We start from the raw sequence: 13,845 nt of genomic DNA on the forward strand, positions 1-13,845 counted from the left end.
GCGCGGGGTGCGCAAGCGGCTTGACGGGGCGCGCGGCACTTGACCTGACTTGCGCCATGTTCCGCTCCCGCGTGTGCCGCGCCCCCATTCCCTTCGATGCCGACGCGGGCGCCGCGACGGCGGCCGCGCTGTCCCCGCCAGCCGACATGGCGGAGCTCGTGCGGGGCGTGGCGGGGTGCAGCCCGTTTCTTGCCCGGACCCTGGAGCGGGAGGCCGCATGGCTGCCCAAGCTATGGGAGGGCGACCCGGAGCGCGTCTTCGCCGACCTCCTCGCCGGGATCGATGCCATCGAGGGCGACCCGAAGGCCGCACTGCGGCAGGCCAAGCGACGCATGGCCTTGCTGGTCGGCCTGAGCGAGATCGCGGGCGTCTGGGAGGTGATGGAGGCCGCGGCGCACTGGACGCGCTTCGCCGACGCCGCGCTCGAGAAATGCCTCGCCCATGCGGTCGGCCGCCTCGCGCGCGGCCCGGTGGACGGCGACGGCGGTCTGGTGGCCATCGCGATGGGCAAGATGGGCGCGGGCGAGCTCAACTATTCGAGCGACATCGACCTCGTCCTCCTGTTCGACGAACAACGCTACGACCCCGCCGATTACGGCGAAGCGCGGGCCGTCCTGTTGAAGGCCGCGCGGCGGGCAATGGCGCTGATGTCCGACATCACCTCCGACGGCTATGTGTTCCGCACCGATCTGCGTCTTCGTCCCGATCCCGGCTCCACGCCCATCGTCCTTTCGATGGAGGCGGCGGAGCGCTATTACGAGGCGATGGGCCGGACATGGGAACGGGCGGCCTGGATCAAGGCGCGGGCCTGCGCCGGTGCGATCGGGGCGGGCGAGGATTTCCTGGACCGGCTCGTTCCCTTCGTCTGGCGGCGGCATCTGGACTACGCCGTGGTCGAGGAAACGCAGCAGATGCGGCAGCGCATCCGCGCCCACAAGGGATTGTCCGGTCCGATCCAGATCGCCGGGCACGACCTGAAACTCGGCCGCGGCGGCATCCGCGAGATCGAGTTCCTGACGCAGACCCAGCAGATCATCGCGGGCGGGCGCGATTCCACCCTGCGTGTCCGCGGCACGCTCCAGGGTCTCGACCGTCTGGTGGAATCCGGCTGGGTCGTGCCGCGCGACCGCGACCTGCTCGCGCGCGCCTATCGGGACCTGCGGGTCGTCGAGCATCGCGTGCAGATGGTGCAGGACGCGCAGACGCATTGCCTGCCGAAGGAGCGGGCGGGACTGGACCGCATCGCCCGGTTCATGGGGCAGGGCGACACGGCCGCGTTCCTGACGGATCTCCGGGGCACGCTGGAGGCCGTGGAGGCGATCGCCGCGCCCTCCTTCGCGCCGCCGTCGGGCACGGAGGACGTGACGACGTTCGAGGGGGCCGAGGCAGCGACCGACCGGTGGATGACCTACCCCGCCCTCCGTTCGAGCCGCGCGCGCGTCATCTTCGAGCGGCTGCGCCCGGGCCTTCTGACGGAGCTCGCCCGGGCCGCCCGGCCGGAGGAGGCGCTGGCGGCCTTCGACGGGTTCCTCCGCGGGCTGCCCGCCGGCGTGCAGATCTTCTCGCTGTTCGAGGCCAACCCGAAGCTTGTCTCGCTGATCGCCGACATCTGCGCCACGGCGCCGGACCTCGCGCGGCACCTGTCGCAACAAGCGGGGGTGCTCGACGCGGTGATCGACGGGTCCTTCTTCGAGCCCCTGCCGGAAATCTGGGACGTGCCGACGTTCGAGGACGAGTTCGAGACCGGGCAAATCGCGCTTCGCCTCTGGCACCGCGAGGCGCATTTCCGCATCGGTGTCCACTTCCTGCGCGGCCTCATCGACGGGCGCACGGCCGGGGGCGCCTATGCGGCGCTGGCGGGGGCGACTCTGGGTGCGGCCTGGCGCCAGGCGGAGCGGGAGACGGCGCGTCGCTACGGGCGCGTGCCCGGCCTGCGGCTCGCCGGGCTCGGCATGGGGTCGCTCGGGGTGGGCCGGCTGACGGCGCGGTCCGACCTCGATCTCGTCGTCCTCCATGACGGCGCGGCGGCGGACGCGATGTCGGACGGCCGCCGCGCGCTCGGTGCCTCGCAATGGGCGGCGAAATTCACGCAGGTCCTGATCACCGCGCTGTCGGCGCCGATGGGGGCGGGCAAACTCTACGAGGTGGACATGCGCCTGCGCCCCTCCGGGCGGCAGGGGCCGGTCGCGACGCCCCTGCAGAGCTTTGCGCGCTACCAGGCGGAGGAGGCCTGGGTCTGGGAGCACATGGCGCTGACCCGGGCCCGTCCGGTCGTTGGCGACCCGCAGCTCCGCGGGGATGTCGAGGCGGCGCGCGCCGCGATCCTCGGGGCGAGCCGGTTCGACAACGACGCGATGCTCGATGCGCTGCGGGAAATGCGTCTGCGCCTGATCGCGGCGGGACGCACGGGGACGGGGCTCACGGTGAAGTCGGGCCCGGGCCGGATGCAGGACATCGAACTCGTGGCCCAGACGCACACGCTGATGGCGGGCTCGAAAGCGCGCGGGATTACCGAACAGATGGCGGTGCCGGGCTGGCTGACCGAATCCGAACGGACGGAACTTCTGCACGCGCACCGCTTCATGGCGGGCGTGCAACAGGCGATCCGGCTTCTGACGGAGGCCGAGCCGCCCGGCACACTGGGCACCGGCGGCGCGGCCTTCCTCGCGCAGGCCATGAACCTGCCCTCCGCCGATGCGACCAAGGCCGCCTGCGACGCGGTGGCCGCGACGGCGGCCCGGATCATCGCGCGGGCGCTGGACCGGGCCGCGACGGGGGGCTAGGGCGGTGCGATGGCACAGGCATCGAGACCCATGCAGGACGACGACGATCCCAAGGGGTTGATCGCGGAAGCCTACCGGATCGACGGGATCGCCCCCGGCGAATGTCGGTCGATCTTCCTCGACTGGGCGTTGTCCTTCGACGGCGACCCGGCGGAGGCGATCCCCCGCCTGCTCGCCGCCAGGCCGCCGCATCCGATGACCGAAGTCCTGCGCGAGGCGCTCGACGGACCGCGGCGGTCGGGCCGACGCGGCGGGCGGGCAGGACGGCGACCGCCCACCTGAGCTAGGCGTGCGTGCCCCGCTCCCGGTAGGGGGTGGAGCCGTAATGCGCCCGGTAGCATTTCGAGAAATGCGACGGCGAGGTGAAGCCGCAGGCCAGCGCCACGTTGATGATCGACATGTCGGTCTGCATCAGCAGGTTGCGCGCCTTGGCGAGCCGCAGCTCCATGTAGTAGCGCTTCGGGCTGCGATCGAGGTAGCGCCGGAACAGCCGCTCGAGCTGCCGCGTGGACATGCCCACCTCCGCGGCGAGCGTCGCGGGGCTCACCGGATCCTCGATCGCCTGCTCCATCTCGCGGATGACCTTCGACAGGCGCGGGTGGCGCACGCCGATCCGCGCGGGAATCGACAGCCGCTGCGTGTCCTGGTCGGTGCGGATCGCCGAATAGATCAGCTGGTCGGCCACGAGCGCGGCGAGATCCTCGCCGTAATCACGGGCGATCAGATGCAGCATCAGATCGATCGAGGCGGTGCCGCCGGCCGTGGTGATGCGCTTGCCGTCGACCGTGAAGATGGCCTTGGTCAGCTCGATCTCGGGAAAATCCTCGCCGAAGCCGTCGTGGTTCTCCCAATGGATCGTCGCGCGCCTGCCGTCGAGCAGCCCGCTCGCCGCGAGGCTCCACGCGGCGGTGCAAAGGCCGCCGACGGTGATTCCCTTGCGCGCCTCGCGCCGAAGCCAGTTGCGCAGGCGGGGGGTCGTCGCCTGAGCGATCCCGGTGCCGCCGACCACGAGCACGGTGTCGTCGCGTCCGACCTCGCCCAGATCGCCATCGAGGCGGATCGTGGTGCCCGCCGAACAGCTGGCCGACCCGCCCCCTTCGCCGACCAGCGACCAGGAATAGAGCTTCACCTCCGACATCCGGTTCGCGAGCCGGAGCGCGTCGAGCGCGCTGGCGAAGCACATCAGCGTGAACCGGTCCAGCAGGACGAAAGTGAAGTGCCGCGGTTTTCCCGGCGGAGCGACACGGATGGCGCGGGGCGTTTCGGGCAGGGCCTTGTCGGTCATCGACGCACTCCGGAACGGCGTCCGGACGCAGGTTGCGGATGCCGCGTTCCGGGAAAGCGCAATCCGCGATCCGGTTCAAGGGCGATCGCAGCGTTTGCGACATGCGGTCGAATAGGGTAGGCGCGTCCCGGTCGAGTGGGAAGGATGACGGTCATGGCCTGGACGAAGTCGGATTGGCGCGCGAAACCGCGGGTGCAGATGCCGGATTACCCGGACGAGGCCGCGCTGAACGCGGCGGAGGCCCGGCTGTCGCGCTATCCGCTGCTCGTTTTCGGCGGCGAGGCCGTGTCGCTCAAGCACGAGCTCGCGCAGGCCGGTCGCGGCGAGGCGTTCCTGCTTCAGGGTGGCGATTGCGCGGAGAGCTTCGCGGAGTTCTCCTCCGACACCATCCGCGACACGTTCAAGGTCATGCTGCAGATGGCCATGGTCCTCACCTTCGGGGCGAAGGTCCCGGTGGTGAAGGTCGGCCGCATGGCGGGACAGTTCGCCAAGCCGCGCAGCGCCCCGACCGAGGCGCGCGACGGCGTGGAGCTTCCCTCCTATCGCGGCGACATCGTCAACGAGCTGGCCTTCACGCCCGAGGCGCGAATGCCCGATCCGGCGAAGATGCTGGAGGCCTACACGCAGGCGGCGGCGACGCTGAACCTGCTGCGCGCCTTCTCGAAGGGCGGCTTCGCGGATGTGCACAAGGTCCACCAGTGGACGCTGGGCTTCACGGAAGGCCAGCGCGTGCAGCAATACAAGGACATGGCGTCCAAGCTGCAGGACACGCTCGACTTCATGACGGCGGCCGGGCTCACCGCCGACAGCAACGCCGAGCTGCACACGGTTGATTTCTACACCTCCCACGAGGCGCTGCTTCTGGAATACGAGGAAGCGCTCTGCCGGCAGGATTCGCTGACCGGCAAGTGGCTCGCGGGGTCGGGGCACATGCTCTGGATCGGCGACCGCACGCGGCAGCCGGACGGCGCGCATGTCGAGTTCTGCCGTGGCGTGATGAACCCGATCGGGCTCAAATGCGGGCCGAGCACGACCGAGGAAGACCTGAAACGCCTGATCGAGACACTGAACCCCGAGAACGAGATGGGCCGGCTGACGCTGATCGCGCGGTTCGGCGCGGGCAAGGTCGGCGATCATCTTCCGCGCCTCGTCCGTACGGTGCAACGCATGGGCGCCAACGTCGTGTGGACCTGCGACGCGATGCACGGCAACACGATCAAGTCGTCCTCGGGCTACAAGACCCGCCCCTTCGAGAGCGTGCTGCGCGAGGTGCAGGAGTTCTTCGCGATCCACCGGGCCGAAGGCACCGTGCCGGGCGGCGTGCATTTCGAGATGACCGGGCAGGACGTGACCGAATGCACGGGTGGCGTCCGGGCGGTGACGGACGAGGACCTTTCGGACCGCTATCATACCGCCTGCGATCCGCGGCTCAACGCGTCGCAATCGCTCGAGCTGGCTTTCCTCGTGGCCGAGGAACTGTCGGGCCTTCGCAGCGAACGGCAGCGCGCGGCGTCCTGATCGCGACACCTTCGTGCCCTTTTGCGGGTTCACCCCGGATCGGCGAACCCGCTCGTCCCCGATCCAGCTTCCAGGCCTCGCGCGCCCGACGCCTTCCGGGCTCGGGCGCGGCGATCACTTGACGACGCGGAGCCAGGGCACGGAGGAGGGACGCATGGCCGGGGCGCCGGTTTCCTCTGGCCGCATCTCCTCCGGCAAGTCGGACGCGGGGGCCGCGCGGCACGCCGGCATGGCCCGCATCGAGGCCGTCTGAAGCGGGACCATCGTCGCGTTGGTGATGCCGAACCGGCGGGGCGGATCGCTGACCACGCGGTCGGTGACGAGGACGCTGAGCGCCTTGGTCGGCGCGCCCGCGCTATCAAGCAGCGGCAGGAACAACATCCGGCCCGTCAGCAGGGCTCCGGTCGGGCTCTGCGACAGCAGGTCCATCTCCAGCGAGGCCGGCGTCTCGAAGACCTGGTTGACGAGCTCCACCGCGCGGTCGCGGTCGCGCAGCTCGAAAAAGGCGCGGACCGGGAGGCCGCGGACGTCCATGCCCATCAGGTCGTTCATCACGTGCCCGCCGAGCCGGGCGCGGATCGCGCCGTTATGGACCCGGTCGAGGATCATCGCGTGGCCGATGATGTGGCTCATCGCGCGCGGATCGAGCGCGGTGCGACGCGGCAGGTCCGCACCCTCGCGCAGGGTATTCCAGTAGCGCATCGCCTCGTTGAGGATCGGCGAGGTGCGCATGGTCCGAAGCCCGCTGGGACCGCGCCCCGTCATTTCATCCATCGTCCCGTCGAACTTCGTCATGATACGCCATCCATCGTCTTTGGGCCGCAGCCTCGGCCAACCCGAAACCCGTTGCGGTCAAACGCCCGACACCCACCACCGGTCCTACGCAATATATCGAAAATTGTCTCGGACTTCGTTACCAGGAGGTTAACGCACGACGCGGCTTGCCCGGGCGGGACCGGACGGCTAGGCGGGAGCCATGATGTCGATGACGGGATACGCCGCGCTCGACCGGGCGGGGCGCCGGTGGGAGATGCGCTCCGTCAACGCGCGCGGCCTCGACCTTCGCCTGCGCCTGCCCGAGCTTCCGGGGCTGGAGCCCGCGGCCCGCGCCGCCGTCGCGGCCGTGGCCGCCCGGGGCAACGTCGCGCTGTCGCTGCGTCTCGCCGACGCGGACTCGGGCGGACCTGCAGGGTCCGATGCGGACGCACTCGACGCGACGATTGCCACGCTCGCGCAGGTTCGCGCCGCGGCCGAAGGCCGGGGATATCCGCTCGCCCCCGACCGTGCGACCGACGTTCTCGCGATAACGGCCCGCAGGGCGCGCGATGCGGCGCCCGAGCTGACGCCCGACGTCGCGAAAGCCGATCTCGCGGCGCTTGCCGCGGCCTTTGCGGCCGACCGCGCGCGGGAAGGCGCGGGCCTGCAGGAGCTCGTGGCCGGGCTGGTGGATGAAATCGAGGTGCGCGTCGCGGACGCGGAGGGTCTCGCCGGGGCGCGTCGCGACCATATCGAAGCCGGCTTCCGGTCCGCGCTCGCCCGATTGCGCGACGTCGGTCTCGACCAGGCGCGCGTGGCGCAAGAAGTCGCCGCGCTCGCCGTCAAGGCGGACGTGACCGAGGAGCTGGACCGTCTGCACCTCCATGTCGCCGCCGCACGCGACCTCCTCGCCGCCGACGGGCCGGTCGGGCGGCGGCTCGATTTCCTGACGCAGGAATTCAACCGTGAGGCCAACACGCTCTGCGCCAAGTCGGGCATGCCCGCGATGACCACGATCGGGCTGGAACTGAAGACCCTGATCGACCGCCTGCGCGAGCAGGTCCAGAACGTGGAGTGACATGACGACCGCCCCCGAACCCATCGCCGATCCCATCACGAAGGCCGTCGAGGCGACGCCGGAGCCCCTGCGCCGCGGCCTCGCCATCATCCTTTCCAGCCCGTCGGGCGCGGGCAAGTCCACCATGGCGCGACGCCTCATGGCCTGGGATCCGACGCTCGGCTTCTCGGTGTCGGCCACGACCCGCGACCCGCGGCCGGGCGAGGTGGACGGGCGGGAATACCATTTCATCGACCGGGTGCGCTTCGGCCAGCTGGTCCTCGACGGCGAGATGCTGGAGCATGCGGAGGTGTTCGACCACCATTACGGCTCCCCCCGCGCGCCGGTCGAGAGCGCGCTCGCCAAGGGCCGGGACGTGATCTTCGACATCGACTGGCAGGGCGGGCAGCAGGTCCGCAACTCCGCCATCGGCAAGGACGTGATCTCGATCTTCATCCTGCCGCCCTCCATCGCGGAGCTCGAGCGGCGCCTGCGCGAGCGCGGCCAGGACGCGCCGGAGACGATCGCCCACCGGATGGCCAAGTCCGAGGCCGAGATCAGCCATTGGGCGGAATACGACTACGTTCTCGTGAACGACGACGCGGAAACCTGCGAGGCGCGGCTCCGGACGATCCTGATCGCCGAACGGTTGCGCCGCGACCGCCAGCCTTGGCTGTCGGCGTTCACGCGCGGGTTGAACGAGGAATTCCGGGCGAGGGAGCGGAGATGATCTACGAACTGGACGGTGTGGCGCCCGAGATCGACGGGACGGCCTGGGTGGCGCCCGATGCGCAGGTGATGGGCCGGGTGACGCTCGCCGCCGATGTGGGCGTCTGGTTCGGCGCGGTGCTGCGCGGCGACAACGAGCGGATCGCGGTCGGCGCACGCTCCAACGTGCAGGACCACTGCGTCTTTCACACCGACATGGGCTTCCCGCTGTCGATCGGCGAGGATTGCACGATCGGTCACAGGGCCCTCCTGCACGGCTGCACGATCGGCGACGGCTCGCTCGTCGGCATGGGGGCCACGATCCTGAACGGCGCCAGGATCGGCCGGGGCTGCCTCATCGGCGCGGGGGCGCTCGTGACCGAAGGCAAGGAAATCCCCGACGGGACGCTCGTCCTCGGTGCGCCGGGAAAGGTCGTGCGCGAACTCGACGCCGCGGCGCGGGCGGCGCTCCTCGATTCGGCCGCGCGCTACGTCGGGAACGCCGCGAGGTTCCGCGCTGGTCTGCGCGAGCTCTGACCGGTCAGATGATCACGCTCAGATGCGTCTCGTCGGCGCGCACGGAAACCGGACGTCGCTGCCGCCGCGATTCGCGTCCGAGGATGCCGAACTGCACCTCCGAGCCCTTGAGGTCCGCCGGCAGCTCACCGTTGCCGAGGCTTTCCCAGAGTGGCGCGTCGATCCTGAGCCGCTTGGCCGTAACATGCACCACCCAGGACGCCTTGTTGCGCGACACCTCCACGGTCGCGCCCCATGGCGTGGCCACCTCCACGCAGTTCAGCGCGAGGCAGGCCAGCCGCATCTCGGAGCGAGGACGGTCCTCCTCGTCCTGCCACAGCACCTTGGTGCGCGTCTCCGCGTACATCGCGTCGAGCGCCTCGCGCATCTCCCGCGCCGGGACGATCCCGTCGCCGGCGCCGGATCCGAAGGCGAGCCGGAAGAACCGGATGCGGGCCTTGGCGGATTCGACCGATGCCCGGATCAGCGCCATCTCGTCGCCGCCGACGCCCGTCATCTCGAGCAGTTCCAGCCCGTTGCCGATGGCCCCGATCGGACTCACCAGATCGTGGCAAAGGCGCGAGCCGAGCAGCGCGATGAGGTCCGGCTCGTCGGCGTCGTTCGCGGTGCTATGCTTCGACATGTTCCTCATTTCGAGCCCTCTGCATGACTGATGCGACGTCCTTCCTCGAGCCCGGCATGTTCGTCCGCCATCCCGACGCCGCCGATTGGGGGCTGGGGCAAGTGCAATCGGTGATCGGCCAGCGGGTGACTGTCAACTTCGAGCATGCGGGCAAACAGGTGATCGAGGGACGGCGCGTCGCGCTGGTTCCGGATTTCGGTTAATTGTTCGTTTCTTTCTCGTCGCATGCCGCAAGTTAACGAAGCGTTACGGCGCGTCGTGCACCGGCGCGCGCCGGCGCGATTCCGCGCGATGGCATGGCTTGCGCGATGCGGGCGCGGGGCCTAGGCAACGATCATGCTGCCAGAGCTCGTCCCGACCCTGACGCGCGACCCGTCCGAGGTCGCCGCCGCGCACGCGCTGCGCCGGGCCTGCTTCGTCGACGAACTCGGCGCGGAGGCGGAGGCCGACGCCTTCGACGACGCCGCCGACCATCTCGTGCTGCGCGACCGGGCGCAGCCGCAGCTCGGGGTGGTGGCCACGCTGCGGATCGCGGAGGGGACGGACTACACCGCGCGGGAGTTCGACCTTTCGCGGCTCCGCGCCTCGGGTCGGTCCGTGGCGGAGGCGGGACGCGCCTGCGTCCACCGGGACTACCGCAACGGGATTGCCGGCCTCGTCCTTTTCACTGCGCTTCTGCGCCGGATGCGGGCCCGGGGCGTCGGCTATCTCGTCGGCACGGCCTCCTTCGGCGGGGCCGATCCCGGCGCGCACATGCCGGCCCTGTGCCGCCTGCGCATGGAGGCGTCCGCGCCCCGCGCCATCGCGCCCGTGGCTCGCGGTCCCGGCGCCGTCGCGATCCGGGGCGAGGCGCCGCGCAGCGCGATGCGGCACGTGCCGTCGCTCATCAAGACCTACCTGCGCGCCGGGGCCGTCGTGGGCGACGGGGCCTATGTCGACCGGGCTTTCAACACCGTGGACGTGTGCATGGTGCTCGAACCGGCCCGGGCGCGGCTGCCGGACGCGCTGCTTCGCGACATCGCGGCGATCGCCCGTTGACCTGGGACGGGGCGCCGCCGCCGCCGCAGCCGCGCCCGCTCGGCCCGCGCGACGCAGTGCGGATCGTCCGGCGGGGCGTGCCGCTGGCCCTGCTGCTCCTCGGAGGGCTTCTTCTCACGCTGCTGCTGCGCCTCGCGGAGCGGCCGCTCTTCGGTCTGCGTCGGCCGGTCACGCCCTTTGTCACCCGTGGCGTCTGTCGCACGGCCTTTGCGATCCTCGGCATGGGGCGGGAGGTGCGGGGCCCGGTGATGGAAGGGGTGGGCGCGGCGGTCGCGAACCACGTCTCATGGCTCGACATCTTCGCGCTGAACGCCTCGAAACGGATCTACTTCGTGTCCAAGTCCGAGGTGTCCGGCTGGCCGTTCATAGGCTGGCTCGCCCGCGCGACCGGCACGGTGTTCATCCGCCGCGACCCGCGCGAGGCGCGCGCGCAGCGGACGATGTTCGAGGCACGCCTCAGGGCCGGGCACCGGCTGATGTTCTTTCCCGAAGGGACGAGCACCGACGGCCGCCGTGTCCTGCGGTTCAAGCCGACCCTCTTCGCCGCGTTCTTCTCCCCCGGCCTGCCCGCGATGCAGGTGCAGCCGGTCACGCTTGCCTACCATTCGCCGGAGGGCGAGCCCGAAACGTTCTACGGCTGGTGGGGCGATCAGGATTTCGGGCCGCACCTCCTGCGGGTGCTGGCCTGTCCGCGTCACGGCCGGGTCGAGGTCGTCTACCACGCGCCGCTTGCCGTGGCCGACCATCCCGACCGCAAGGCGCTCGCCCGCGCGGCGGAGGCGGCGGTGCGCGCCGGACTCGGCGCGGCGGGGCGGTCGGCGTCAGGCGCGGAAGAAGGCCGTCAGCTCGGCTAGGTGCGCCGCCGGGTCGTCGGCCGTCCAGATCTCCTCGCCGAGCGCGATGAAGTCCGTCACGCCCGCCAGCGCCTCGACCACGTCGGGGCTCAGCGCGCCCTCGGCCACGACCGGCAGCTCGATCGTCTCCGACCACCAGGCGAAGAGCTCGGGCTCCGCCCGCTCGCCGGTGCCAAGCGCGGTCGCACCGACCGGCCCGAAGGACACGTAGTCCGCGCCGGCCTCGCCCGCGTTCATCCCCTCGTGCCGCGACGTGCCACAGAAGGCCCCGATGATCGGGTCCGGTCCCCAATCGGCCCGCAGCTTCCGGATCGGGCGCGGGTCGGACAGATGCACCCCGTCGAGGCCCAGCCGTTCCGCCAGCGCGACATGGTCCTTGATCACGAGCGGCACGTCGAAGCGATGCGCCACCTCGCGGCAGAGATCGGCACCGCGGGTCACGCGATCCTCGTCGCGGGAGGCGAGGTCGAGGCGCAGGCAGGCGATCTCCGCCCGATCCAGTACGCGGGCGAGGCGGTCCCCGAAAGCCGCGTCGATCTCCGGCGGGGTCACGAGATAGATCTGCGGCATGTCGGTCATCGAGCGTCCTTTCGTCCGCCCGAGTAGCGAGAGGCGGGGGAGGCCGCAAGCCGGGCGAATGTTGCGCTGCCCCATCGCCGGCTGTAGGCCCCGCGGATGCGGGCGGGGACCAGTGCGGACCCGGACCCCATCGACGCAAGGTTATGCAGGTGAACGGGACATTGGCGACGCCCCTCGAAGACCCCCGCGCGGCGAACGCCGAGGCGCCTCCCACGCCCCCGGCCTTCGTGCTCGTGCGTCCGCAGATGGGCGAGAATATCGGCGCCTCCGCCCGCGCCATGCTCAATTTCGGCCTCGGGCACATGCGCGTCGTCGCCCCTCGCGACGGCTGGCCCAACGAGCGGGCCGTGGCGCTGGCCTCCGGCGCGGGGCGGGTGCTCGACCGCGCGCGGCTGTCGGACACGACGGCCGAGGCGGTGGCCGATTGCACCATGGTTTTCGCGACCACCGCCCGCGACCGCGACCTGACCAAGCCGGTCTTCTCGCCCGAGGCCGCGATGGCCGAGGCGCGAACGCGCGGCGCGCGGGGGGAGCGCGTGGCGATCCTCTTCGGTCCCGAGCGGACCGGGCTCGAGAACGACGACGTGGCCCGCGCCGACGCCATCGTCAGCGTGCCGACGAACCCGGCCTTCGCCTCGCTCAACCTCGCGCAATGCGTGCTGCTGATGGGCTACGAATGGCGCCGGGCGACAAACGCGCCGGCGCCGGTGGAGGTCGCGATGGCGGGGACGGAGTGGGCCAGCCATGCCGAACGCGACGCGCTCGTGGCGCATTACGAGGAGCGGCTGGACGCGGCGGGGTTCTTCTTTCCCGAGGGCAAGGCCGCGGCGATGAAGGTGAACCTTCGGAACCTCTGGTCGCGGATGCCGCTCACCCGTGCGGACGTGCAAATCTTCCACGGCATGATGCGGCAGATGGTGCGATGGAAAGAGCGCGGCTGAGCGCATAGCTGACGCCGCGCAAGGACGGAGACGGACATGGCGAAACGTGCGATATTCCAGGACGTTCAGGGTGCGGAGCGTCCCGCGGCGCGGACCGGCGGGATCGACGCCAAGCGGCGCGGTGCGCGGGGCGCGGTGCGGATCTGGCTTGCCGTGCTTTTCGTGCTCGTCGTGACGATGATCACCGTGGGCGGACTGACCCGGCTCACCGATTCCGGCCTGTCGATCACCGAGTGGAGGCCCGTCACCGGGGCGCTGCCGCCGATGAGCGCGACGGCGTGGGAGGCGGAGTTCGAGCTTTACCGGCAGATCCCGGAATACGAGCTGCAGAACGCGGGCATGTCGCTCGCGGAGTTCAAAACGATCTACTGGTGGGAATGGGGCCACCGGCAGCTTGGCCGGGTGATCGGACTTGTCTGGCTTCTGGGCTTCGCGGGTCTGCTCGCGACCCGGAAGATGCCGCCGGGCTGGACCGGCCGGCTCGCCGGGCTGGGCGTTCTGGGCGGGCTGCAGGGCGCGATCGGCTGGTGGATGGTGTCGAGCGGGCTGGAGGGCACGATGACGGACGTCGCCTCCTACCGCTTGGCCACGCATCTGGGCCTCGCCTTCGCGATCCTGTCGCTGATCGCGTGGTACATGCTGTCGATGTCGCGGGCGGATGCCGCGCTCCTGCAGGCCCGCCGCCTGGCGGAGCCGCGTCTGATGCGGGCCGGAGCGTGGCTGATCGGCCTCGTCTTCGTGCAGATCCTGATCGGCGCGCTCGTCGCGGGGCTCGATGCGGGGCGCAATTACACCGACTGGCCGCTGATGGCGGGAGCGTTCCTGCCACCCGCCATGTGGGAGATCGCGCCGTGGTGGCGCAACCTGTTCGAGAACGACGGCACCGTGCAGTTCTTCCACCGCATCACGGGCTATGCCGTGCTTGCCGCCACGATCTATGTCTGGTGGCAGGCCCGCCAGTCGGCGAACCGCAAGACGCGCGTGGCCTTCGCGGGCGTGATGCACATGGCAATCGTACAGATGCTGCTTGGCATCGTCACCGTTCTCTACGGCGCGCCGTGGCACTTCGCGATCCTGCACCAGTTCGGCGCGGTGATCCTGATCTGCCTCGCGGTCCGCGCCCGCCACCGCGCGAAATATCCCCTGCCGCAATCCGTGAGGAGCTGA

15 protein-coding genes are annotated in these 13,845 nt (G+C 70.6%); 11 read left to right on the top strand and 4 right to left on the bottom strand.

The window, feature by feature from the left end; all coding sequences use genetic code 11:
• Nucleotides 1–56: 56 nt before the first annotated feature.
• Nucleotides 57–2,783, top strand: coding sequence for a glutamine-synthetase adenylyltransferase (locus tag Q1B08_RS04395; protein WP_299815331.1), 2,727 nt, complete (start codon nucleotides 57–59; stop codon nucleotides 2,781–2,783).
• Nucleotides 2,784–2,813: 30 nt separating this feature from the next.
• Nucleotides 2,814–3,065, top strand: a complete 252-nt coding sequence (locus Q1B08_RS04400) for a hypothetical protein (protein ID WP_299815333.1) — start codon at nucleotides 2,814–2,816, stop codon at nucleotides 3,063–3,065.
• Nucleotide 3,066: 1 nt separating this feature from the next.
• Here the strand turns inward: Q1B08_RS04400 and Q1B08_RS04405 are convergent, their stop codons facing one another.
• Nucleotides 3,067–4,068, bottom strand: coding sequence for a GlxA family transcriptional regulator (locus tag Q1B08_RS04405; RefSeq protein ID WP_299815336.1), 1,002 nt, complete (start codon nucleotides 4,066–4,068; stop codon nucleotides 3,067–3,069).
• A 144-nt stretch (nucleotides 4,069–4,212) separates the two neighbouring features.
• Here Q1B08_RS04405 and Q1B08_RS04410 point away from each other — a divergent pair, with 144 nt between their 5' ends.
• Nucleotides 4,213–5,586, top strand: a complete 1,374-nt coding sequence (locus Q1B08_RS04410) for a class II 3-deoxy-7-phosphoheptulonate synthase (RefSeq protein WP_299815339.1) — start codon at nucleotides 4,213–4,215, stop codon at nucleotides 5,584–5,586.
• A 114-nt stretch (nucleotides 5,587–5,700) separates the two neighbouring features.
• Here the strand turns inward: Q1B08_RS04410 and Q1B08_RS04415 are convergent, their stop codons facing one another.
• Nucleotides 5,701–6,381 (bottom strand): PAS domain-containing protein, encoded by a 681-nt coding sequence (locus Q1B08_RS04415; RefSeq protein WP_299815341.1) that lies wholly within the window; start codon nucleotides 6,379–6,381, stop codon nucleotides 5,701–5,703.
• Nucleotides 6,382–6,565: 184 nt separating this feature from the next.
• Between Q1B08_RS04415 and Q1B08_RS04420 the strand changes: the two genes are divergently transcribed.
• Genes Q1B08_RS04420 through Q1B08_RS04430 form a run of 3 tightly spaced genes read left to right on the top strand, consistent with a single transcriptional unit; the run spans nucleotide 6,566 to nucleotide 8,644 of the window.
• A complete protein-coding gene (locus Q1B08_RS04420) occupies nucleotides 6,566–7,420 on the top strand; it encodes a DUF1732 domain-containing protein (protein ID WP_299815343.1) in 855 nt (284 codons plus the stop codon).
• A 1-nt stretch (nucleotide 7,421) separates the two neighbouring features.
• Nucleotides 7,422–8,129 (top strand): guanylate kinase, encoded by a 708-nt coding sequence (gene gmk / locus Q1B08_RS04425; protein ID WP_299815345.1) that lies wholly within the window; start codon nucleotides 7,422–7,424, stop codon nucleotides 8,127–8,129.
• Complete coding sequence (locus Q1B08_RS04430) at nucleotides 8,126–8,644, top strand: gamma carbonic anhydrase family protein (protein WP_299815348.1); 519 nt, start codon at nucleotides 8,126–8,128, stop codon at nucleotides 8,642–8,644. Before gmk ends, Q1B08_RS04430 begins: the two co-directional genes overlap by 4 nt.
• A 4-nt stretch (nucleotides 8,645–8,648) precedes the next feature.
• On the opposite strand, the gene Q1B08_RS04435 is transcribed toward Q1B08_RS04430, so the two are convergent.
• Nucleotides 8,649–9,266, bottom strand: coding sequence for a histidine phosphotransferase family protein (locus Q1B08_RS04435; RefSeq protein WP_299815351.1), 618 nt, complete (start codon nucleotides 9,264–9,266; stop codon nucleotides 8,649–8,651).
• 23 nt (nucleotides 9,267–9,289) lie between these two features.
• Here Q1B08_RS04435 and Q1B08_RS04440 point away from each other — a divergent pair, with 23 nt between their 5' ends.
• From Q1B08_RS04440 to Q1B08_RS04450, 3 genes are all read left to right on the top strand, one after another.
• Nucleotides 9,290–9,469 carry a DUF3553 domain-containing protein gene (locus Q1B08_RS04440; RefSeq protein WP_299815354.1) on the top strand — a complete coding sequence of 60 codons (180 nt, stop codon included), beginning with the start codon at nucleotides 9,290–9,292 and terminating at the stop codon, nucleotides 9,467–9,469.
• 133 nt (nucleotides 9,470–9,602) lie between these two features.
• Nucleotides 9,603–10,304, top strand: coding sequence for a GNAT family N-acetyltransferase (locus Q1B08_RS04445; protein ID WP_299815357.1), 702 nt, complete (start codon nucleotides 9,603–9,605; stop codon nucleotides 10,302–10,304).
• Nucleotides 10,301–11,158 carry a lysophospholipid acyltransferase family protein gene (locus Q1B08_RS04450; RefSeq protein WP_299815360.1) on the top strand — a complete coding sequence of 286 codons (858 nt, stop codon included), beginning with the start codon at nucleotides 10,301–10,303 and terminating at the stop codon, nucleotides 11,156–11,158. The genes Q1B08_RS04445 and Q1B08_RS04450 overlap by 4 nt, the downstream gene beginning before the upstream one ends.
• Here the strand turns inward: Q1B08_RS04450 and Q1B08_RS04455 are convergent.
• Nucleotides 11,126–11,737 (bottom strand): thiamine phosphate synthase, encoded by a 612-nt coding sequence (locus tag Q1B08_RS04455; protein WP_299815363.1) that lies wholly within the window; start codon nucleotides 11,735–11,737, stop codon nucleotides 11,126–11,128. The two genes, Q1B08_RS04450 and Q1B08_RS04455, sit on opposite strands and share 33 nt — an antisense overlap.
• Before the next feature lie 161 nt (nucleotides 11,738–11,898).
• Here Q1B08_RS04455 and Q1B08_RS04460 point away from each other — a divergent pair, with 161 nt between their 5' ends.
• A complete protein-coding gene (locus tag Q1B08_RS04460; RefSeq protein ID WP_299816344.1) occupies nucleotides 11,899–12,678 on the top strand; it encodes an RNA methyltransferase in 780 nt (259 codons plus the stop codon).
• A gap of 36 nt (nucleotides 12,679–12,714) precedes the next feature.
• Complete coding sequence (gene ctaA / locus Q1B08_RS04465; protein ID WP_299815366.1) at nucleotides 12,715–13,845, top strand: heme A synthase; 1,131 nt, start codon at nucleotides 12,715–12,717, stop codon at nucleotides 13,843–13,845.

Origin of the sequence: uncultured Jannaschia sp. (assembly GCF_947494025.1) — a bacterium.
Lineage (GTDB): Bacteria > Pseudomonadota > Alphaproteobacteria > Rhodobacterales > Rhodobacteraceae > Jannaschia.

What these genes read in the sequence shown, in the direction of transcription:
- Q1B08_RS04435 (WP_299815351.1), bottom strand. Translation starts at nt 9,266, where the DNA reads ATGTCGAAGCATAGCACCGCGAACGACGCCGACGAGCCGGACCTCATC.
- Q1B08_RS04430 (WP_299815348.1), top strand. Translation starts at nt 8,126, where the DNA reads ATGATCTACGAACTGGACGGTGTGGCGCCCGAGATCGACGGGACGGCC.
- Q1B08_RS04440 (WP_299815354.1), top strand. Translation starts at nt 9,290, where the DNA reads ATGACTGATGCGACGTCCTTCCTCGAGCCCGGCATGTTCGTCCGCCAT.
- Q1B08_RS04455 (WP_299815363.1), bottom strand. Translation starts at nt 11,737, where the DNA reads ATGACCGACATGCCGCAGATCTATCTCGTGACCCCGCCGGAGATCGAC.
- Q1B08_RS04405 (WP_299815336.1), bottom strand. Translation starts at nt 4,068, where the DNA reads ATGACCGACAAGGCCCTGCCCGAAACGCCCCGCGCCATCCGTGTCGCT.
- gmk (WP_299815345.1), top strand. Translation starts at nt 7,422, where the DNA reads ATGACGACCGCCCCCGAACCCATCGCCGATCCCATCACGAAGGCCGTC.
- ctaA (WP_299815366.1), top strand. Translation starts at nt 12,715, where the DNA reads ATGGCGAAACGTGCGATATTCCAGGACGTTCAGGGTGCGGAGCGTCCC.
- Q1B08_RS04415 (WP_299815341.1), bottom strand. Translation starts at nt 6,381, where the DNA reads ATGACGAAGTTCGACGGGACGATGGATGAAATGACGGGGCGCGGTCCC.
- Q1B08_RS04445 (WP_299815357.1), top strand. Translation starts at nt 9,603, where the DNA reads ATGCTGCCAGAGCTCGTCCCGACCCTGACGCGCGACCCGTCCGAGGTC.
- Q1B08_RS04410 (WP_299815339.1), top strand. Translation starts at nt 4,213, where the DNA reads ATGACGGTCATGGCCTGGACGAAGTCGGATTGGCGCGCGAAACCGCGG.
- Q1B08_RS04400 (WP_299815333.1), top strand. Translation starts at nt 2,814, where the DNA reads ATGCAGGACGACGACGATCCCAAGGGGTTGATCGCGGAAGCCTACCGG.
- Q1B08_RS04420 (WP_299815343.1), top strand. Translation starts at nt 6,566, where the DNA reads ATGTCGATGACGGGATACGCCGCGCTCGACCGGGCGGGGCGCCGGTGG.
- Q1B08_RS04395 (WP_299815331.1), top strand. Translation starts at nt 57, where the DNA reads ATGTTCCGCTCCCGCGTGTGCCGCGCCCCCATTCCCTTCGATGCCGAC.